This window comes from Pedobacter sp. MR2016-24 (genome assembly GCF_026239655.1).
In the GTDB taxonomy this organism is placed as follows: domain Bacteria; phylum Bacteroidota; class Bacteroidia; order Sphingobacteriales; family Sphingobacteriaceae; genus Pedobacter.
In genome coordinates this window covers 41,149-62,036 of the sequence record NZ_JAPIVO010000010.1, presented here as the reverse complement: position 1 = coordinate 62,036, position 20,888 = coordinate 41,149, and the positions used below count along the sequence as shown (strand labels likewise).

Genomic DNA, 20,888 nt, shown 5'->3' with positions numbered 1-20,888 from the left:
CTTATTTTAATCAGAACCGGCTATAATTAAAAAAGACCTGCTTAACGGCAGGTCTTTCTTTTTATCCCAAAATTCCATTTATATTTTTAATAAAATACTATGGATATTGGGGAATCATTCTCAGTGATGAAGATGATCAACAGAATAAGCGGGCTACAAGGCTAACTGCAAGAAGAAAATAACATGATTAATCAGGTGAGGGTCTGATTTTTTTGAAGATCAGACCCTTGCTTTTAAAATGTTATCTTTGTTAAATAATCTAATCTATGTTTGAATTTCCCTTACCGCAAAATGAAAATGAACGGCTGACCGCATTGGCAGACTATAATTTGATGGACAGCGGAGAAGATAAGGAATTTGATGCAATTGCAAGCATTGCGGCTGCAATATGTGGTATTCCCATTTCGCTCATTACTTTCATTGACGATAAAAGACAATATTTCAAATCACATATTGGAACTGACTTTACAGAAAATCAAAGAGAGCTTTCTTTTTGTACCCATACAATAGCTTCGTCAGAAGACGTCATGATTGTGCAGGATGCTACAAAGGACGCAAGATTTGCCGATAATCCAATGGTGACCGGACCTGCCAAACTTGTTTTTTATGCAGGAGTGCCATTGATTAGTGAAGATGGTTATGCATTGGGGACGATATGCGTGATTGACCAGCAAGTACGTGATTTATCTGCCGAACAGGTGGCTGCACTGAAATCGCTCGCGCTACAGGTTGTAGATAAGATCGAGCTGAAAAGAAAGGTAGCCAAACTGGAAAAGGCGAATCATGAACTGATGAATTCAAATGTGCTGATCCAGAAGTTCGCTTCAATGGCGGCACATGATATTAAAAATCCGCTCAGCAGTATGTTGCTGACCTCGCAGTTGCTCAGGGCCAGCACAGAAAAAGTAGGGGATGAACGCGCACTCAAACTGATTGATATCAATATAACTTCCACAAGGACATTGCTTAGCCTTGTAGATGAAATGCTGGAATACTCAAAGTCGCCCGGATCTTTAATTGCCAGAAAGCAAAAGATAAACCTAAAGACCTTATTTGAGCGGCTGAAGAATTTATTGCAGATACCCGCAAATTTCAGGATAGATTTTCATTCACCCCTGACAGAAATCTTTTATTCTGTAATTGCCATTGAACAGATTTTGCTGAATCTGATCAGCAACGCTATTCGTTATAATGATAAGGCAGAAGGTAAAGTAATAGTGAGTATCCTTGATGTAGATGATCATTATTTGCTTGAAGTAGCTGATAACGGAGTTGGTATTGCACCCCAGTTTCATCAGCAGATCTTTTCCTCCAACTTTACCCTGAACCAGACAGATCGTTTTGAAAAGAAGGGAACAGGGATCGGGCTGTCAACAGTAAAAGATCTGGTAAATGTGCTTAATGGCGATATACAATTAAAATCTCAATTAGGAGCAGGATCCGTTTTTACAGTAAAATTCAGCAAATCAATTTAAGATACTGATAGCGGAAGACTAAATCCAAATGTAGATCCTTCGCCAAATTCACTTTCTGCCCATACTTCCCCATGGTGCCGGTGAATGATTTCTGCACATAGGTATAAGCCTATTCCAAAGCCGGAAATTGAAAACATATGGTCGCCATCAACGCGGTAATACCGGTCAAATATTTTTGAAATATCATCAGGTTTAATTCCCATTCCATGATCTTTCACCGTGATTTTGGCAACACCCTTAACAGTAACGCATGCAATATGAATTGTGGTGCCCTGAGGTGAATATTTTACCGCATTGCTGATCAGATTATGGATGACCTGACCAATCTTGTCCCGGTCTGCATCTACAAAAGTAGTTTCTACAGGCTCATAAATCAAGGTATGGCTGGTAATTGTGGCCAAAGACTCTTCTTCTGATTCTCTGATCAGCAGGGCCAGATCAAAGATCTGATGGTCTATATGTATCTTACCAGATTCCAGTCTGGAAATATTCAGGAAACCATTGATCATACTGGTCATTTTTGAGATCTGCCCGTTTGCTTTTTGCAGTGCACCTAAAATAAACTCATCTTCCTGTTTTTTCAATTTGGAAAGCAATATCTGGATGTAGCCTTTCATAGACGTCAGTGGCGTCTTCAGTTCATGACTCACCATGCCTATGAAATCATTCTTGCGGATTTCATCTTGCTTCTGTTCCGTAATATCCATTACTATACCCGTAAAGGCAGAAAATGCACCTGAAGGATCTAATTTCAGGTTACCAATAGCGCGCATCCAGCGTAACTGATTGTCATGCAGGCCAATTGCAGGATAAGTAACATCATAGTCTCCATTATTATAAATCGCATTCTCCAATTTGGCCGATACATAACTTCGGTATTCTTCAGTGATCTGCGCAATCGCCTGCTCTATAGAAAGTGATTCTTCCGGATAGTAACCAAATAATTCCTTCAGGCGGGCATCAGTGATGAATTCGCGCGTGACTGAGTGGATATGCCAGGTACCAAAATTAGCAGCATTGACTGCTAAGCGGAAGGCTACTTGTCCTTCTTCAATCTTGTGCTGGGCTTTAATTAATTCATGGTTAACTAAGGCCAGTTCTTCGTTAGTAGAGATCAACTCTTCATTAGAAGCAGCAAGCTCTTCGTTGGTAGCCGCCATTTCTTCATTAATGGCTTGTAACTGCTCTGCCCCTGTAGCCAGCGAATCTTCCCATTGTTTGCGTTCAGTAACATCACGGGTGGTACCGGCTACGGCTTCTACTTCACCCCGCTCATTGATAACCGGTGTTAGAATGTAATCATATACACGACGGCCAAGAGTGGCGTGCGGGAATGACACTTCACCCCGAATTGACTGTTTTGTTGCCTTGACCTTATCAATTTCCCTTTCGTGCATTAAGGCATGCCATTCTTCATATCCGTTTTCCCGTAATCCTTTACCCACTGCGGTGTCCCAGGTTTTACCCCACATGTTGAGTAATGCGCGGTTAGCATAGGTGAATATATAATCCAGACTAAACACATACATCAAATCGGGCGTATTAGAGGTCACAGTTTCATACACTCTTTTTTGCTGGTCTGATTGTGCCCTTGTTTCCCTTAACGCCTCTTCAGCTGTTTTTTGTTCAGTAATATCACTTGCTGTGCCGAACCACTCCATAATTTCATCCTGGTCATTCAAAATAGGCACTGCACGTGAGAAGGTCCAGCCGGGACTTCCATCAGCACGCAATACCCGGTGTTCCAGTTGAAAAATTTTTTTGCTTTGTATGGCTTCAGCTATAGCTGCTTTCACTTTTTCTACATCCTCTGGATGGACATTGGCAGACATCCAATCCGTAGTTGGTTCATCAGCATCTTTTAGAAAACCACGGCCATCAAGTTCATACATTACTTTCCAATCGGCGCTTACACTGTAAATCACGTCAGTAGTAGCGGTGACGAGTGCTCGGAAACGAGCTTCACTTGCTGCGACTTTAATTTCGTTTGAACTATGTTGATCCGGAGTAGAGGTCATATTTTAAAATGAAACAGGCTTAATCTGTGAAAAACGGGAAAAGATAAGGATTTGTTTTGAATTTTGAATGTCCGGAAATAAGAACCAAGACAGATAAATAAAGACTAATTCCCTTTTAAAACATCAACACCCCAAGGTACAATGGGTTTGAATCCTTTGCAGCCCGGGGTGTGTTTAATAATTTATGGCGGAGTCTGAGTTTTCAGTTGCTTACTTTACGGGAATATAATTCACCTGCTGAATGGCAAATGTTTTTACAGGAACTGAGTTACTGTCAAGCAGCTGATTAAACTGTGCATTCATTACCCAGATGTTCTTACCGTTTTGTGTAGCGGTAGCAGGGTAGGTAAAGCGGTCAGTTACAAGTGTGCTGGCACTCACTTTAGCGGATTGCCAGTTATCTGTACTACTCAATTGAAAAATCTTGTCGATACCACCATTTACTACCATGGTCAGCGTATTTTTATCCGTCAGCAACAAACCATCTGCTCCGGTGAAATATTGCCCGGTAACAATCCGGCTTACGTTTTTGGGGTTTTTAAGATCAACCTTAAATAACTGTCCTTTTGCGCTATTATCAACAATAAGATAACCATCAGGATGAAATACGATACCATTCAGACCAGTACCTGCAGTTTTGAATAATTCATCTTTAGCAAATACAGTAGCTTTGCCATCTGGCGATACTTTATAAATTGCACCGGCAAAACTGTCTGTTACATAGGCATTATTTTGTGCATCAAAGGCCAGGTCATTCGCAAAATGTTTTCCCGGAATCAGTCTGGACAGATCAGTGTCCATCGTCTTTTTACCAGTCTTTAAATCTACAGCAATCAGGCGAGCCATCTTCATCCGGGTAAGCGGATGGGTATATTTACTATAGTTCGCATCCGAAACACAAGCGAACAGGTGTTTACCATCGGGATGGATTTTGAGACCATAGGTAGATTTTAAGGTAGTGTCTGCATGTAAAACACTGTAGACTCCTGTTGGTGTCACTGTACCGATATTCCCCAGCCTTGCCGAAGAAACATAATAAACATTGGCAACCTTATCAAAGGTTATGCCTTCGGGATAACTTTCCAAAGCATCAAATTCAATTCTGGTAGTAGGTGCGGGATTAACGGCCGCTATAGTAGCCAGGCCAATTACACCCAGTGCGATATAGGTTAATGCTTTCATCTTATTTAGTTTTAGTGATTGCGTAAATATTTCCTCCGGCATCATCAGAAATGTATACCGTACCGTTTTTGGTTACTGTGATTCCTGCAGGTCTTCCAAAGCGGGCTTCGCCTTGCAGAAAACCGGTCAGAAAATCTTCTGCACCAGCTGCTACTCCATTTTCGAAATGGATACGCTGAACTTTAAAACCTACAGGTTTCTCCGCATTCCATGAACCATGCCATGCTACCAGTCCGTCGCCCGCCCATTCCTGTGGAATATTAGCCGCGCCACGGAAAAAGGTGAAAGCGATAGGAGCCATATGTGCAGTCAGTTCCAGTACAGAGGGTTGCGTGTTTTTCACTACGGCTTCCTTGGTATTGCCGGCCGGGTCTTCGCGACTTTTATCTACTTCTCGCTTGCCGTATGCATAAGGAAAACCATAGTCGCCGCCTTTGATAATCCTGTTTACTTCTTCAGGCGGCCATTCGCTGCCCTTTGTATCACCACCATTATCTATGCCCCACATTTCTTTCGTTTGCGGATGCCAGTCGAAGCCAATGGTATTACGTAAACCACTTGCGTAGATCATGCGCGACCAGTTAGCTGGATTGACCTGCAGCATCACTGCCGTTTCCTTGTCACTCTCTTTACAGTCATTACAAAGCGAACCTACACTGATATACAATTGTCCGTCTGGTCCGAAGTCCATTGTTCTGTTGGGATGCTGACCACCATCGGGCAGATCCCTGATCAGAATTTCAGCAGCAGGAAGATTTAATGTGCCATCGGGTTTAACCGGATACCGGCGTACTTCATTGCTGTTGCATAGGTATAACCAGTTGTCTTTCATGGTAATCCCGTGCACACCTTTAAAGTCGGCCACTACCGTAACCAGGTTTTCGAACTTGTTGTCGCCATCCTTGTCCTCCAGCATCAGTACATCGCCACCATCTCTGCGGGTAACATATACATTGCCTTGCGGACTGGTGTATAACATTCTTGGTTTACCCAACCCTGAGGCAGCGAGAGTTACCTGCCAGCCCGGAGGTGTTTTTAAAAGCTTCAGCATTTCGGGTTTGAATTCCAGTACCTGTGCATACTTTGTAACATTGACCGATTTGGTCACTTCCTTAGGAGGGAGTCCCCGCTGTGCATTCACTTGCGTTGTGCAGACCGAAAGGGCGAGCAATGAGGGTAAAAATAGATGTAATCGTTTCATAGGAGATTCATTTTGCAACCTTAACACCCTTCCGTGTTTTTAGTTTTGAATCTTATGGCCAATTACAACCAGCTGTCAGGATAACAGTTTTTGAAAACAGTGGAACCGGAGACCGGGGCGTTTAGCCAGGCCAATTTCTCCGCTAAACTCATATCCGAGCTTGGGGAAAAGCGCTCTGGTGGCCATATTCTCACTATTGGTATCTACTCTTAAAATCGTTATGCCCCGATCTTTCGCCACCTGTTCTGCCTGTGCCATCAGCGCTTTTGCAATACCTTTTCCCTGACAATCAGGGTCTACTGCCAGCCGGTGCGTAACAATAGCTTTTTCAGTAATGTCCCATCCTGCATCAGCATATTCAGGATCCTGATCCATAGTGATTGCAGAAATACCTACAATGCTACCGGCCAGTTCTGATAGCCATAACTGGCCGATAGCAATATCTTTTGCAAAAACTTCCGGATTCGGATAATCGTCTCCCCACTGAAAGTTTCCGGAGGCACGCATCAATGGAACAACTTTACGCACCAAAGCCATAATCTGAGGTATATCTTCTGTTTTTGCTAATCTTATGCTCATTCAACAAAGATACAAAATGGATTTTAGCCGTGATATTGTTCATCAGTAACTTCTTCCAGCCAGGTCACTGTACCTTTATCTGTATTGATATTAATGGCCGTGTGCATCATTGTTCCATCGGGTGAGGCACCATGCCAGTGTTTGACACCAGGGAGGATATTGAGCACACTGCCAGCTGGAATCTTACGCAATGGTTCACCTTCTTCCTGGTAATAACAAAGACCTTCCTTCACTATCAAAATCTGGTTGCTGCCATGTGTGTGCCAAAAGTTTCTGGTTCCCGCATCGAACCATACGTCTGCTACAGAACAGTTGGTGATTTCATCTGGCTGAACAAACATTTTTAATTTTGCCTGACCGGTAAAATATTGTGCAGGTGCTGGTACAAAGCCTTCGAGCCGCTCTTTTTCTTGCTTTTCCATGATTTTTTTTAATACAATGATTGTTGCTTATTTTACGATTATAAAGCTCTGCCGACTCATGTTTACTAATTTACGGTTTTGCGATTTCTTTATATTGAAAATGTTTGAACAGGTTGCTATCTATAACGTTTTGCACAGGACAAAGTTCCGTATTATATAAAAGGGAATAGTTATACGGATTACTGGTTATCTTACCATTATTACCTATAACACCTACAACATGACGGCAGCTGCGGGGGGATGGGCATTGCTATTTCATCCTGAATTGATTCACGGTACTCCATTCTTTTAAACAGCACTTAGGTTATTCTCTTAATGAATATCGTTACTTAAATTAATCAACCAGGCAGCTTTTTGACGAAGAATTCAAGGGTTAGATTTCAAGCAAATTGCTGCACCTCATACAAGCTTGTCAATTCAACAGACTACAAAGCGGTCTCGTTCAGCAAGGGAGTTTTGCTGGCATTTACCTGATAGGTACTGATCTTGTCATTTTCGTCTACTTCAACTATTCTATAACCGCGGTAGGCCGTTCCCCAGCTGCCACCAATGTGTGAGTCAAAAAAGTGGGGAAGTTTATTGGTGTAAAACACGGCATCCAGACTATGGTCATGACCATGAAATACTGCTTTTACATTTGGATATTGATGCAATAAAGTAACAGTCTCAGGAGAATCTACAAAGGCATTTTCCGGTACCCAGAGATGTGGCGGGATATGTAATACCACAAATACTGTTTTTAAGTCTTTAAACTTATCCAGTTCTCTTTTAATAAAGTCATTGTTAGGGGCAAGGTACTTGCCGGTAGTATTGGAGGTATTGGCCAGCACAAAACCTACACCGTTTTTTTCCATCGAAAAATTGTCTTCATAACCAAAAATTGATTTCCAGGTAGCGGTATCTGTATGGTCATGATTACCCGGAATAGCGTAAAAAGGAACTTTTAAATGATCGTAATAATCTTTTTTAACCTCGGGAAGTAAATCCGGGCGGTCATGTACCAAATCACCATTGATAATTACAAAGTCTAGCTCGCTGGTATCATGTGCTTCATTCAGCCATTTTACCATATTGCTATGGTCATTTTTATAATCCGTTCCCGGTTGTCCGTAATGACCGTCTGACGCAATCGCAAAACGTAGTTTAGCTTTTTTTCCGGCGGCAGGTAATTCATACTGATCTGCCGGAGTTAAAGCTGATACGCCGGGTGATATTCCAGCCAATACTAAACTTGCAAGGCTGCTTTTGATAAAAAATCTGCGGTTGGACATTATTAACAATTTGAATTTAAAAAAGATCACAATACTAAGCTTAAACCGATTGAAATAATAATATTCAAGGTTAAACTTGTGTTAATCTTTTCTCTCCGTCTAAAATCCCAGCAGTGCAGAAGAAAATTGACCATAGCTATGTATGGTCAATCTGATGGTAAAACTATTTAGTTTTCAGTTTCGACAACCGGAGTTGTGACAGCTTTAACTTTAGCCTCTTTTTTTACCAGGATAGGTGCGTCAATAGTTTCAATCCCGGCAACATTTGTTTCTTCTTTTACCTCAATAAAAACTGATTTATCTATTTTAATAGCTGTTGCAATTTTTTTTGCCAACCTTCTTGCGCCTTTCTCTATATCTTTGTTTAATTTTTTAGAGCCTTCTCCAAATTTGCCGGCTATTTCCTGTAAACTAGTTACTAAACTAAGATGGATGTCTTTTTCTGCAGTCTTTCTCGCTGCTTTAACTAATGATTTCAGTTTGTTTTTTTTCATAACCTGTATGCGTGTCTTGATGAGCAAAGATATGTTATGGTAATATTAGTATAATATTATTTTTATGTTAAGTTAACTGATTTAGTTAACATTACCATGCTTTTAATCATTATTTTGATATGCAAATATGCTATTCGAAGCTCGTGATAAAGCACCCAGCAAACTTTCCAGATGGATCGGTTTGGACAGGTAGTCGTTCATTCCTAACCGAAGACATTCATCTTTATCTTCCTGCATGGCATTGGCCGTCATTGCAATAATGATAGGTTGCTTGATATTGCTGGTTCTGATCGCCTGAGTGGCTTCTAAACCATCCATTTCGGGCATTTGAATATCCATTAACACCACATCAAAATGATCATCTCCTATTACATGCAGTACTTCTTTCCCATTCATGGCCAACTGAGGATGGTATCCCAATTTATGAAGTATTTTTAAAATCAGCTTCTGGTTAATGATATTATCTTCAGCCACCAGGATCCGCAGGGGATTGCTAATGGCAAAATCATCCGAAAGTAACTCTGGTGCCACAGGTTTTTGCAGGGCTTCAATCTGTAATGTAACTTTGTTTCCAATCAATGATTTCATCGTGAAAAAAAAGGATGTCCCTTTGTCTACCTCGCTTTTTACAGTGATTATTCCGCCTAAAAGATGCACTAGTCTTTCACAGATAGCAAGCCCTAATCCTGTGCCGCCATATCTTCTTGTAGTAGAGGAGTCAACCTGGGAAAATGCCTTAAACAATCTCGAAATCCTATCTGCCGGAATGCCTATGCCTGTGTCCCTTACCTCGCACACAAGTTCTAATGTGTCGTCTGAATGATATCCGTTCATGCTGATAGCCAAAAATACGCCCCCTTTACCGGTAAACTTCAGCGCATTACCCATCAGGTTAATCAGCACCTGTTTTAGTCTCAGGCTGTCGGCTACCAGTAAGTTTGGCACATGCTCAGCGATACTGTAACCCAGGCTCAAACCTGCTTCTACAGCTCTGCCCGAAAACATCTCTATCACTTCTTCTATACATAGCTTTAAATTGAAGTTATGCGGATCCAGTTCCAGCTTGCCCGACTCGATTTTAGAAAAGTCAAGTACATCATTGATTACGCTCAAAAGGCTTTCTCCACTCAGTTTGATCGTTTCCACAAACTCTGTTTGTTCGGCATCCAGCTTAGTTTCATGCAATAGGGAAACCATACCTAAAACCCCATTAAGTGGCGTCCTGATTTCGTGACTCATTGTAGCCAGGAAAATACTTTTTGCCTGATTGGCTTTATCTGCCAGTTCACGTGCAATTTCTTCCTGCTCTTTTTGCGTTTGCAATTCAATATTCAAAATATGGAGCTCTTCCGACTGCGCCTGCATTTCTTCGGATTGTACCTGCAATTCTTCGTTTAATTCCTGAGACTTGATAGATTGAATTTTGATTTCAGCTGCATGTCTGTTCAGGTTACTGATATATGTTTTTAGGGTAGTCTTTAACAGGCTGAAATCCTGGTATAGCTTACTTAATTCTATACTATTGGCCAGGAGCCGTCCACCATCAGAGGATTGTATATCCCTGAAATCTGAATTAATAAAAGCTTCCATGCGGTTGTTCAGCTCTTTGATGTCACGCGTAAGGTAATCAGATAAAGAAAGGCTCAGCCATACGATCAGAATCAGGACGGCTAAGGAAACAACAATTAAGATGATATTGAACTGTATCTGCACCTCATGCATGTCATTGTCTGAGGCTTCATTGGTCACGATAAACTGGTTGTGAAAATGATCTATATTAGCCTGCAGTGCTGGTGCGATGCCTTTTTTACGGTCTATTCCCAATTTCTCTGTATAGGCTACAAAATTGGTAAAATACTGTTTGTAGCTTTGTAATGCTGTTACCTTCGTGTCATTATTTACCAGTTGCAGCAGGGAATCTATCTCTTTAAAAAAAAGTCTTGCATATTCCTGCTTACCTCGCAGCATATAATCCTTTTCATGGCGTCTCAGTTGCAGGATCTGTTTGCCGGGGATTACATTTGAATTTTCAATACGATGCGCGAATTGACGCATTTCACCTTCTATGCCATAATCCTCGAATCCTTTTTTCAGGTAAATCTGTTTCAGCGTATAACCTAATTTCAATGTCTGCAAATTCAAACTAATGAGACTGTCTAAGGGGCCGTTGATTTGCAGGTGGTTTTTTACCGCGCTGATTCTGAGCTTATTCAGGTGATTGCTGATATACTGCTGCAGCTGCAGAAATTCATCGATATCCCGCTGTCTGCCAGTTTGATAAAATCCGGCTTCATGATAGCCGGATAACATGAATTTCTGCAGATTTCCTGTGCTTTCCAGATACTGAACTTGTATGTGTGTCAATGCTGCAGAAAAGGCTTTGAGTTTCCTTTGCTGGTAATTAATGTATAGATAAGTAGTTAACCAGATTAATATGAGTGGGATAAAAGAGCAAAAACTTAAGAGCAGTCTGGCTTTGAAAGATTTTAACATTAGTTGTTTTAAGGGAACGCAGGTGCGAAATTACGGATTGACAGAGATTAAGGTGTTAAATTCATGTTAAGCTATGGTTATTTGAATGATAGGGCAGCCGAAGGCTTTTTTAATTCATTTAAAACAAAGGATGACCGCCCTTGTATAAGCTGGTAATAATTTTTTGTTGCCCGCAAATAAGGGCTGTACCTAAAAACAACCATATGTTAGCAATGGATTATCGAGGACCCTATAGGGTTCGGGCAGTAGAAAAGCCCATGCCAGAAATATTGCATCCAGAAGATGCAATTGTTCATGTGACCCGCACCTGTATCTGCGGATCTGACCTTCACCTTTATCATGGTATGGTTCCTGACACACGGGTTGGTTCTACCTTTGGCCATGAGTTTGTTGGCATCGTTGAGGAAGTAGGCCCGCTGGTTCAAAAGCTGAAAGTAGGCGATCAGGTACTGGTGCCTTTTAATATTGCCTGCGGAAAATGTAATTTCTGTAAGCAGGGACTGTATGGAAACTGCCATGAATCGAACCCGATGGCCACCGCAGTAGGCGCAATTTTTGGATATTCACATACGGCCGGGGGCTATAATGGCGGACAGGCGGAATATGTAAGGGTACCTTTTGCAGATGTCGGGCCCACAGTTATTCCAGCTGATATGGATCCGGATGATGCTGTGATGCTGACCGATGTGGTACCTACAGGTTATCAGGCAGCCGAAATGGGCGGGATCAAACAGGGAGATACAGTAGTCATCTTTGGCGCGGGTCCGATAGGAATTATGGCGGCCAGGTGTGCCTGGTTTTTCGGACCTTCCAGGGTAATTATTATCGACCATATTGATTACCGCTTAGCGTTCGCACAGAACTATGCTAAATGTGAAGCTTATAATTTTAAGGATATGGAAGATCCTGTGGTATTCCTGAAGAAAACAACCGACTGGTATGGAGCCGATGTGTGTATCGACTGCGTAGGCTGCGAAGCTGAGGGAAATACCTTGCAGACTCTCAGTGGCAGAGTGATGTTGTTGCAGGCTGGTGCTGCAACCGCACTGCAGTGGGCAATCAATTCCGTGAAAAAGGGTGGGATTGTTTCTATTGTAGGTGTATATGGTCCGCCATTTAATTTACTGCCAATTGGAAATGTAGTGAATAAGGGGATTACCATAAGGGCAAATCAGGCTTCCGTGAAAAGACTCTTGCCTAAACTGATAGACCATGTACAATCGGGTCGCCTATCACCTAAAGACCTGATTACGCACAGGATTCCACTGGAAGAAGTGGCAGATGCCTATCGTCTGTTCTCGTCCAAACTGGACAATTGTATTAAAACAGTACTAATACCATCAGCAAAACATTAAGCTTATGAAAAATTACAGCATAGATTATAAACAGATACCCGGTTGGGGGATGGATTCTGATCCGGAAAATGAGCCGACCTATCCAATGAAAAATTACACGGGAGACGATCACAATAGAATCAACTATGAAAGATCTCAACCACAGCCCCAGGATGTTGAAATCCTGATGTCAAATGAACGCCCGGCTATGACAACGGTGTTCGGTACCTCCGTTCCCCCTTCGGGGTTAAGCGGTGTGATCAGACGTTGGGCCTTTACCCATAGTGAAGACCGTTACCGCCACTGGATACCGCTGATCCTGGCAGACCGGGTAAATGTAGTAGAGGGTATTATTGAAGATATCAGCAAAGGCCAGATTCCAAACTGTTTTGCAGAAGGCGGCTGGAAGATGGAGTTGAAATACAATCCGAAAGGAGTGATCATTAAAGCTGCTACCTATGCTGCTGTTGGATTTTTTCTATATCAGGCCTTAAAGAAAAAGAGATAAGGACATTTAATAAATTGATGATTAGAAATGATCAGCTATGATAAAACCCCGGTCAAGCCGGGGTTTTATGTTAGTAATCAGTTTATATTTATCACTTATAAGCCTGTGAATATCTATGCTTTACTATCGTAATCGCTCCATTGTGCTACGCCTTCAGGATCAGCTTTTTTAACTTCTTCGCTTTTCACTTTGCTCATCTTTTCATCAAGCTTAGCCGTTGCTTTCAGTTCTTTCGTCTTATCTTCCTCATTGATGGTCAGACCAGCAGTTTCTTTTACATGACTTACCGGATCTGCAACATATTCCCACTGTTTGCCCATACCTGGCATTTCGCCTTCGTTCCATGGACCTCTCACGCTTTGCTCAGGAGAGAAGTTGAAATATTGTTGGGTGAAACGTGGATCTGCCTGCAACACCGCTGGAGGGAAATTAGGTTGAATTGAATCCAGTGCAGCCTCAAACATCTTATAATGTGCTACTTCGCGCGTCATTAAAAATGAAAGCGTATCCTTTACGTAAGGATCATCAGTAAACTTCATCAGGTGTTCGTAAACTATTTTGGCACGTGATTCAGAAGCAAGGTTACTTCTTAGGTCGACCGTTAAGTCTCCATTCGAGTGAATATAAGATGCACACCATGGAATACCCTGGCTGTTCCTCAAAGTAGGTCCGCCACCAGTAATAATTGGAAACTGCGGATTAGCTGATAACGCTGCATGAATGATCGTCTCTTTAGTCGCTTTTCCATCCATTACCTGCATAATTTCACTCTGGTCGGCCGCATCTTTTAACTCTCCGTTTACTCCTTTAAGCAGCATCTGAATAGTTGCACCTACAATTTCCAGGTGTGAGAACTCTTCTGTTGCGATATCCATAAGCATATCGTATTTGTCAGGATGGGGCAGCTTCGCACCAAAGGCCTGAGTGAAGTACTGCATTGCCGCTGCAAGTTCGCCGTTTTCGCCGCCAAATTGCTCCAGTAAGATGTTTGCAAAATAAGGATCAGGTCTTGATACTCTTGCGTTGAATTGTAAATCTTTTGAATGATGAAACATAATTTTGTTGTTTTTAAGTGTAGATGGTGCTTAAACCTAGGCCATACTTTTATGTTTCAACTTTGCACTATTGATAATGGTTATAAAGAAATCGCTTCCGCCATTGATCATAAACTCCAGATGACCGTCCTTTACCTTCCTGCTTTGAATAGTTCCTTTGCTTCCTTTTTGTTTAACGACCATTTCAGGGAGTTTGCCTGTGCCGGTTTTAACAATCATCATCCGGCAGTTCAGCCTATTGTCACCCAATACACGAAAATGGAGATTTTTGCCCTTTCTGGCGGTAAAGCCGGAAGTCGGATAATCCAGATAGACCATAAAGTTTTCTCCAGGTACCTGCACAAAGTGACGGGGAAGAATGCCAAAAGCATTTCCTGCTCCATATACTTCCTGACCCACAGTTCCTGATTTCATCCAGCCGTCCTGTAAATCCTCCAGGGCAATCCATAGTTTATTATCTATTTCGCCTATTTTGGGATCTTCTTCCAGCATCTCTTCAGGAAGCATGGGTGGATAGTAATACACGCAACGATCTACCAGGTAGCGGATATACTCCGCCATAAGCATCCTCAGGGAAGGTAAAATTTCAACCCCGTCGGCATGTTTTAAATAGTCGTGAAATGCACAAAAAACCTCTTGCTCCTCATAGGCAGCAGTATAGGGGGCGTCGTTCAGCGGATATAAAGAAAAGAATTTCGGGAAGTTTTTGCCGTAACCGTAATTACAATCCCACAGCTGCACGTTCCGGAAAACTGAGGCGAGACAGGTATAGCTCAGGTTCAGATACAGTTCATTTTGAGTAATCTTATATAACCTCAGCAGGGCACCCGCAGAAAATGCGGTATTGTTTGCCTGGTAAAATATATCGAAGCCATAGCCTTCCAAAGTTTTGGCTGCTGCCTCTGCCTCCCGGAGATAACGCTTTTCTTTAGTGAGCTCCCAGGCTTGCAACATCACATGTGCATACAGTCCGGCAACATCTTTTTCACCTCCTTTGCCCTCTGCAGTTTCTGCTTTGACAGTTTCCAGCGTATCCATTTTGTAAAAGACAGGCCATTGATAATCAAAGTGATGTGCAACCCTGATCGCAAAATCAAGTGAATCGAGGAAAAGTTGTTTGGCTACAGCGTCACCTTTTAAAGCAAGTCTGGAAAGGTTTAGCAGCGGATGATGAAGATACCAGGAATCCATCACTTTGGGCACTTTTTGCTCTTCTTCACCTTTCAGCTGATCTTCTGCGGCAGGAAGCCACCGCATAATGGTGCCCAGCTTTTTGTCAAAGAAGTTGGGTAGTCCTGCTTTGATCGTGTCCATAACCTCCAGAGGCTGACCGCTCCATTCTACATAATCCAGCAGGGGAAGCAGGACAGCCAGCTGCACCATGATTTCCGGTGGTGTTTCATAATCGCTCACATAAGCATTAAAATATTTATGTCCGGCTATCTGCGTCCAGCAACCGGGGCTGTCTATCAGGTCTTTGAGTCCTTTCTCAACAATCTCCGGCCAGTTTTGATAAGTTGTTTCTGGTTTGGGCAGGAGCAGGTAAATACCGGCCAGCATATCCAGGTAATGACGCATCAGTGCAGGTTCATCTTTAGCTCCTTCTTCATTGAAAGCCACAAAGGCATCCGCAAGAACAATTTCTTTACCCGCCCTGAGGGGTTTTGATGATGCCGGCAAAGAGAATCCCAGTTCGGGCCATTCACCTCCAACCGTATCTCCGGCAGAAGTTGCTGTCTGTTCACAATAATCAGACAGAGCAGTAAGGTTTTGGAGGTAAAGAATGGATACCGGTTTCGGCTGACTATCGCTCATATAAATGAAGCCTGTTCTGGTACCAAACTGACTGGTGTGAATTTTTCCGGTAGTTTTTTTCACCTGACCTTTCGCCGATAAAAACAGGATGTCTTTTGGCCAGAAAGGAACGGACAGATCCTGTGCCGGGTTAATTGTACTGGTGTAGCGGAGAATGGGATACTGTGTTCCCTGCACTATTGAAATGACTACGTCATGTTTCCCTGCCACTGATGAAAGCATTAGCTCAATACCGTTTTCAGTAACTTCGTGATTGATCAGTTGCAGTCCGGCTCCGGGACTATATGCAGCTCTGAAAGCGATCTGCCCACCTTTGGCTATATGTACTTTAACCCAAACGGAGTCTATATCTATGTAAACCTCAAAAGCAAAGTCGCCCACATTTTTAGTATATAGTACTTTTTCAGTTTCACTCAGTTCTGCAATAGCAGATAAAGCCCATGGTGACAGTGCGTTCATACCCTATAGATTTATGTTGTTCGGGAGCTTAAACATAGTTTGGAAAGAAAGGTTTTTTAAATAATAGGTAGCGCGGTAAAGCAAACATTTAAGCGCTAATAACGTTGCAGTTCCAAACAATATGTAATATGAAAGATCTGGCCAAGCGATTTCCCCAAAATCCACTGTTAATGCCCAAGGATGTGAAACCAAGTGCAGAAGGACTACAGGTCATCTGTTTATTGAATCCTGGGGTATTTATTTTTGAAGGCAAAACCTGGCTGCTGATCAGGGTGGCAGAAAGTATTAAACAGGTGGAAGACTGGGCTTTTATCCCCGCGCTGAATGAGGAGGGGAAGCTGGAAATTATTGAAGTGCCGCTGAATGATCCGGATCTGATCGCGACTGATGCAAGGGTGTATAATTATAAGGGACTGGATTACCTGACGACAGTTTCTCATTTACGGCTGATGAGCAGCACAGATGGTATCAATTTCAGCGAAGAGGACAAGTATCCGGGGCTGTTTGGTAAAGGTAAACTGGAACGTTATGGTATTGAAGACTGCAGGGTAAGCCAGTTAAATGAAGACTATTACCTGACTTATACTGCGGTTTCTGACAGTGGGGTAGGAGTAGGTTTACAAATTACGCGCGACTGGCAGCATTTTGATCGGAAGGGCATGATCCTGCCACCTCATAATAAAGATGTGGCGATTTTCGAAGAACAAATTAACGGTAAATACTATGCGCTGCATCGTCCCAGCAGCAAGGATATAGGCGGGAATTTTATCTGGCTGGCAGAATCACCAGATGGTTTGCATTGGGGAAACCATCAATGCCTGGTAAAGTCACGGCCGGGTATGTGGGACAGTGCCAGAGTAGGTGCCGGGGCTGCTCCTATCAGAACTGAGGAGGGCTGGCTGGAAATATACCATGGCGCAACTGGAGAGCATCGTTACTGTCTGGGTGCTTTTTTAATGGATTTAACTGATCCTTCAAAAGTGCTTAAAAGAAGTATAGATCCGATTATGGTCCCTACGGAAGTCTATGAATTAAGTGGTTTCTTTGGTTATGTGGTATTTACCAATGGCCATTTGGTAGAAGGAGATAAGCTCACTATTTATTATGGTGCGGCAGATGAATTTGTATGCGGAGCGACTTTCTCCATCCGGGAGATCCTGAGCAGCTTGAGTTAGTGATTTAACTTTTTGATCATACTATCGAGTTCTTGTGTACTTTCCAGCAATAATTCCATCAGCGTCTTCAGGTCACCGTTTACATTTTCCATCTCCATTAACTTTACCAAGCCCAGAATATTGGCAAGGGGTTTACGCACCATGTGCGAATGGTTCATCGCAATGGATACAAACAGTTCCTCATTCTCATCCAGCGTTTTGTATGCAGAAGATAAACTGGACTTTAGATCTGCCTGGGTAGCCAATTCCAGTAGTTTTTGCTTGTTGATGTTAGTGCCGGAGCAAAACCACATTTCAATAGCGCCTTCATCATTATAAAAAGGTTCCGCCCTTATCAGAAACCATTCGGGAGAGCCGCTTACGCCGAGCAGCCGGATATGTCTTTCAAAAATTTTACCAGTTGACAGGCATAACTTCCATCGGTTGAGATATTTCTTCAGATCGGCAGGCCATATACCCATAAGACCAAAAGGATCTGTAGGCTGTTCCAAATTAAAATAGTCTTTTACTCTCTGGTTGATCGTCAGGATTTTTCCCTCAGGATCTGTTGTCCAGATATGATTGGGGGCAGCGTTAAATAAGAATTCAAACTTCCGGCGTTCTGTTTCTGCATGTCGCTTTTCGTACAGCAGTTCATTTTCATATCGCTTTCTCTCTGAAATCTTTTGAATGGTGGCGTTGATCAGAAAAACATCGCCCTGATCATTTTTATAACTTTGCGCATTGAGCAAGACATCGAAAAATCCATCTTTGGCCAGGAATTTAAGACTGATTTCGTTCACGCTTTGATTCACATGTAACAGTTGTGCAACCACCATATTGTAATATAACATGCTGGATTTAGTCATCAGTGTTTTAAAGTTTCGTTCTTTAAGATCCGCCAGATCTGTGTCAAGCCAGGTTGCCATCGTTTTATTGATGGAAAGGATTTTGCCATCGGGGCTAAATGATACAAAGCCACAAAGCAGCTCGTCATATAAAAAATCTTTTTGTAAATAACGTTCTACCTGGTCTGTTTTCATATTACCTTAAATAAAGGTTTTTATCGCCTTAATTACGCCATCAGGATCACTGAGGTGCGGACAATGACCGCTTGACTCCAGCATGATGATCTGATTATTCACCGTATGTTCATTGATATATTCAGCTACGGCATATGAAGTTAAGAAATCATCATTACATTGTATAGTTAAACTTGGAATTCTTAAATGCTGAAGATCCTCACGATTATCTGATAAAAAAGTAACACGTGCAAATTCTTTTGCGATCGCCGGATCAGTAGAACAGAAACTTTTAACCAGACCTTCAGCGAGCTGGGGCTGGTCTGCATTTCCCATTATTGAAGGGGCTACCATTTGAGACCATCCCAGGTAATTGCTATCCATCACCTCCAGCAATTCTTCCAGATCTGCCTGATCTATCCCCCCATGATAACCGGGCTCATTGATATACCTTGGAGATGGGCCTATAAAGACAATTTTTTCAAATATGGAGGGCTGGAGTTTAAGTGCAAGTAAACCTATCATACTGCTTACAGAATGTCCTATAAATGTGATTTCTGATAAGTGGAGCTGCCCGCAGATATCAACTATGTCCTGCGCATATCCCTCCAGAGAATTATAACGGTTTCGATCATAAGCACTCAAATCTGAACTGCCGGCACCTACATAATCGAACAGTATGATTTGATAGTTCTCCTGAAAAGCGGGTATAATGGCCCGCCAGGTATTTTGATCACAGCCAAAGCCATGGGCAAATAGCAGCGTTCTTGTACCAGTACCAATAATTCTTACATTATTTCTAACTAGAACATCACCAGTAAGGTTGTTACTCATATTTTGTTTGTTTGGATTGAGAATGTCAGTGAATACAATTTGGATAGTATTATACTGATATGATACGTTTTTTTTGATTAAAATGTTTTTTTTCCGGAAATCCTGTTTTTGTGTAACCGACTTACAAATCAGTAGGTTAACCTATTTTTGAACTCAATTATATCAATAAATCACGTATAAACCCTATGTGAATACGTATTAACCACCTGTATGGTAGCAGGTTATGTACGTTGTTTTTTTTGAAGTATATTGGGCAAAAACGGGCTATTCATATTTCGGCAGTGTGAGATAGAAAGTCGTACCCTCATTTTCTTTACTTTCAAACCAGATTTCACCGTTATGCCACTCAATGATTGTTTTGATGATAGACATACCCAGGCCGGTTGAACGCTCTCCCTGGAGTCCGGTTCTGCGTGCTTCGGTGAATTTATCAAAAAGCGTGGCATGAAACTTTTCAGGTATGCCTATACCATTATCAGACACGGTAACTAAAATATCTTTGTCGTTTTCTTTTATATTGACTTCAATTTTTCCGCCGGCCGGCGTAAATTTCAAGGAGTTAGAGATCAGGTTATTGATTACCTGCATAAACTTATCCTCATCTATTTCTGCGTAAATCGTATCTGCACTGGCTCTGCATGAAAAATTAATCCTCAGTTCTTCCTGCATAGCAAGAAATTCTTCCGTGCCCAGGGTGATTTTTTTGACCAGCTCTATCCTTTTTTTAAATAGGTTAACATCCGCACTTTCCAAAAATTCCTGGTTTAGAAAATTCTGGATCAGTTCAATGCTGCTTTTACTGATTTTGGTAATCATATTGATATAACGGTCAACCTTACCATTTTGTAACTGTAGCGTTTCTTGTCCAAGCAACTTTGATAGGTTCTGGATGATTCCCAAAGGTCCTGCAAGGTCATGTGCAAGAATAGTAAGTATAGAATTTTTCTTGATATTATGATTATTCAACAATTCAAGCTGTGTTTTATATTCAGTGATATCTTGTGCTTCTAACAGTAAAATCTTTTCGTCATTTTCAAGGATGAGGTGCGGTGTGATCCGTAACCAGCGTTGATATTTTCCGCGTGTAAATCTGCATTCTACTCCATCTATTATTTTACCATCTATACAAGCGTTCAGTTTGTCGAGAACGTATTCCTGATCATCCGGGTGCACTTTACTAAACAGCAAACTAGCTTCCGTTACCTCACTTTCTAACCCGAAAAAAGAAAAACAAGCAGGATTCATGTATTTAAACTGACCAGTCGACAGGTCGTACGCCAGTGCAAGATTGCCCGAACGTTCAGCTAAATGAAGAAGATAATTGGAAGATGACATAGTTTGGTAAATGTACTATTAAATGGTGTGAAATATTTTTATATTCAATTTAAAAATTATAAACGTACTGTAAGCTGACAGCTGTCTTTTTATGAATTATTTTTCAATGCCATTAGGAATTCAATTAGTCGGTTAGAGCAAAACGAAAATGATCAGGACTATCGTTTTACCCTTTCTCCGGTATTGCAACTGACACTTTACCGCATGCTAAGTTTTATTTGTTAAAGTATAGTTCTT

17 protein-coding genes are annotated in these 20,888 nt (G+C 41.8%); 4 read left to right on the top strand and 13 right to left on the bottom strand.

All coding sequences use genetic code 11. The annotated features are described in order from the left end of the window. The first annotated feature begins 266 nt into the window (after positions 1–266). Positions 267–1,475, top strand: a complete 1,209-nt coding sequence (locus OQX62_RS24920; RefSeq protein ID WP_265834396.1) for a sensor histidine kinase — start codon at positions 267–269, stop codon at positions 1,473–1,475. On the opposite strand, the gene OQX62_RS24915 is transcribed toward OQX62_RS24920, so the two are convergent. The 8 genes from OQX62_RS24915 to OQX62_RS24880 all read right to left on the bottom strand — a co-directional run bounded on the left by OQX62_RS24915 (position 1,472) and on the right by OQX62_RS24880 (position 11,135). Beyond that, positions 1,472–3,493 carry an ATP-binding protein gene (locus OQX62_RS24915; RefSeq protein WP_265834395.1) on the bottom strand — a complete coding sequence of 674 codons (2,022 nt, stop codon included), beginning with the start codon at positions 3,491–3,493 and terminating at the stop codon, positions 1,472–1,474. The two genes, OQX62_RS24920 and OQX62_RS24915, sit on opposite strands and share 4 nt — an antisense overlap. A gap of 210 nt (positions 3,494–3,703) precedes the next feature. Continuing rightward, a complete protein-coding gene (locus OQX62_RS24910) occupies positions 3,704–4,675 on the bottom strand; it encodes a gluconolaconase (RefSeq protein WP_265834394.1) in 972 nt (323 codons plus the stop codon). A gap of 1 nt (position 4,676) precedes the next feature. Next, a complete protein-coding gene (locus tag OQX62_RS24905) occupies positions 4,677–5,876 on the bottom strand; it encodes a PQQ-dependent sugar dehydrogenase (protein WP_265834393.1) in 1,200 nt (399 codons plus the stop codon). A 75-nt stretch (positions 5,877–5,951) separates the two neighbouring features. Continuing rightward, the gene (locus OQX62_RS24900; protein WP_265834392.1) at positions 5,952–6,455 is read right to left on the bottom strand and encodes a GNAT family N-acetyltransferase; all 504 of its coding nucleotides are present in this window, start codon (positions 6,453–6,455) and stop codon (positions 5,952–5,954) included. 23 nt (positions 6,456–6,478) lie between these two features. Then, positions 6,479–6,877, bottom strand: coding sequence for a cupin domain-containing protein (locus OQX62_RS24895; protein WP_265834391.1), 399 nt, complete (start codon positions 6,875–6,877; stop codon positions 6,479–6,481). 425 nt (positions 6,878–7,302) lie between these two features. Then, entirely contained in the window at positions 7,303–8,148 is an 846-nt protein-coding gene (locus OQX62_RS24890; protein WP_265834390.1) for a metallophosphoesterase family protein, read from the bottom strand. A gap of 167 nt (positions 8,149–8,315) precedes the next feature. Further along, positions 8,316–8,642 carry a hypothetical protein gene (locus OQX62_RS24885; protein ID WP_265834389.1) on the bottom strand — a complete coding sequence of 109 codons (327 nt, stop codon included), beginning with the start codon at positions 8,640–8,642 and terminating at the stop codon, positions 8,316–8,318. 102 nt (positions 8,643–8,744) lie between these two features. Beyond that, on the bottom strand, positions 8,745–11,135 hold the full coding sequence (locus tag OQX62_RS24880) for a response regulator (RefSeq protein WP_265834388.1): 2,391 nt from the start codon (positions 11,133–11,135) through the stop codon (positions 8,745–8,747). 212 nt (positions 11,136–11,347) lie between these two features. On the opposite strand from OQX62_RS24880, the gene OQX62_RS24875 reads away from it, so the two are divergent. Continuing rightward, positions 11,348–12,490, top strand: a complete 1,143-nt coding sequence (locus tag OQX62_RS24875) for a zinc-dependent alcohol dehydrogenase (protein ID WP_265834387.1) — start codon at positions 11,348–11,350, stop codon at positions 12,488–12,490. Between the two features lie 4 nt (positions 12,491–12,494). Next, positions 12,495–12,977 (top strand): hypothetical protein, encoded by a 483-nt coding sequence (locus tag OQX62_RS24870; RefSeq protein WP_265834386.1) that lies wholly within the window; start codon positions 12,495–12,497, stop codon positions 12,975–12,977. Positions 12,978–13,090: 113 nt separating this feature from the next. On the opposite strand, the gene OQX62_RS24865 is transcribed toward OQX62_RS24870, so the two are convergent. Beyond that, the gene (locus tag OQX62_RS24865; protein WP_265834385.1) at positions 13,091–14,032 is read right to left on the bottom strand and encodes a manganese catalase family protein; all 942 of its coding nucleotides are present in this window, start codon (positions 14,030–14,032) and stop codon (positions 13,091–13,093) included. A 36-nt stretch (positions 14,033–14,068) separates the two neighbouring features. Then, positions 14,069–16,306 carry a hypothetical protein gene (locus OQX62_RS24860; RefSeq protein ID WP_265834384.1) on the bottom strand — a complete coding sequence of 746 codons (2,238 nt, stop codon included), beginning with the start codon at positions 16,304–16,306 and terminating at the stop codon, positions 14,069–14,071. Positions 16,307–16,434: 128 nt separating this feature from the next. Here OQX62_RS24860 and OQX62_RS24855 point away from each other — a divergent pair, with 128 nt between their 5' ends. After that, the gene (locus tag OQX62_RS24855) at positions 16,435–17,481 is read left to right on the top strand and encodes a glycoside hydrolase family 130 protein (protein WP_265834383.1); all 1,047 of its coding nucleotides are present in this window, start codon (positions 16,435–16,437) and stop codon (positions 17,479–17,481) included. On the opposite strand, the gene OQX62_RS24850 is transcribed toward OQX62_RS24855, so the two are convergent. The 3 genes from OQX62_RS24850 to OQX62_RS24840 form a co-directional block, all read right to left on the bottom strand. Further along, the gene (locus OQX62_RS24850; RefSeq protein WP_265834382.1) at positions 17,478–18,503 is read right to left on the bottom strand and encodes a PAS domain-containing protein; all 1,026 of its coding nucleotides are present in this window, start codon (positions 18,501–18,503) and stop codon (positions 17,478–17,480) included. The genes OQX62_RS24855 and OQX62_RS24850 overlap by 4 nt on opposite strands. A gap of 6 nt (positions 18,504–18,509) precedes the next feature. Further along, positions 18,510–19,316 (bottom strand): alpha/beta fold hydrolase, encoded by an 807-nt coding sequence (locus tag OQX62_RS24845; protein WP_265834381.1) that lies wholly within the window; start codon positions 19,314–19,316, stop codon positions 18,510–18,512. A 264-nt stretch (positions 19,317–19,580) separates the two neighbouring features. Beyond that, positions 19,581–20,651 carry an ATP-binding protein gene (locus OQX62_RS24840; RefSeq protein WP_265834380.1) on the bottom strand — a complete coding sequence of 357 codons (1,071 nt, stop codon included), beginning with the start codon at positions 20,649–20,651 and terminating at the stop codon, positions 19,581–19,583. Positions 20,652–20,888: the final 237 nt, after the last annotated feature.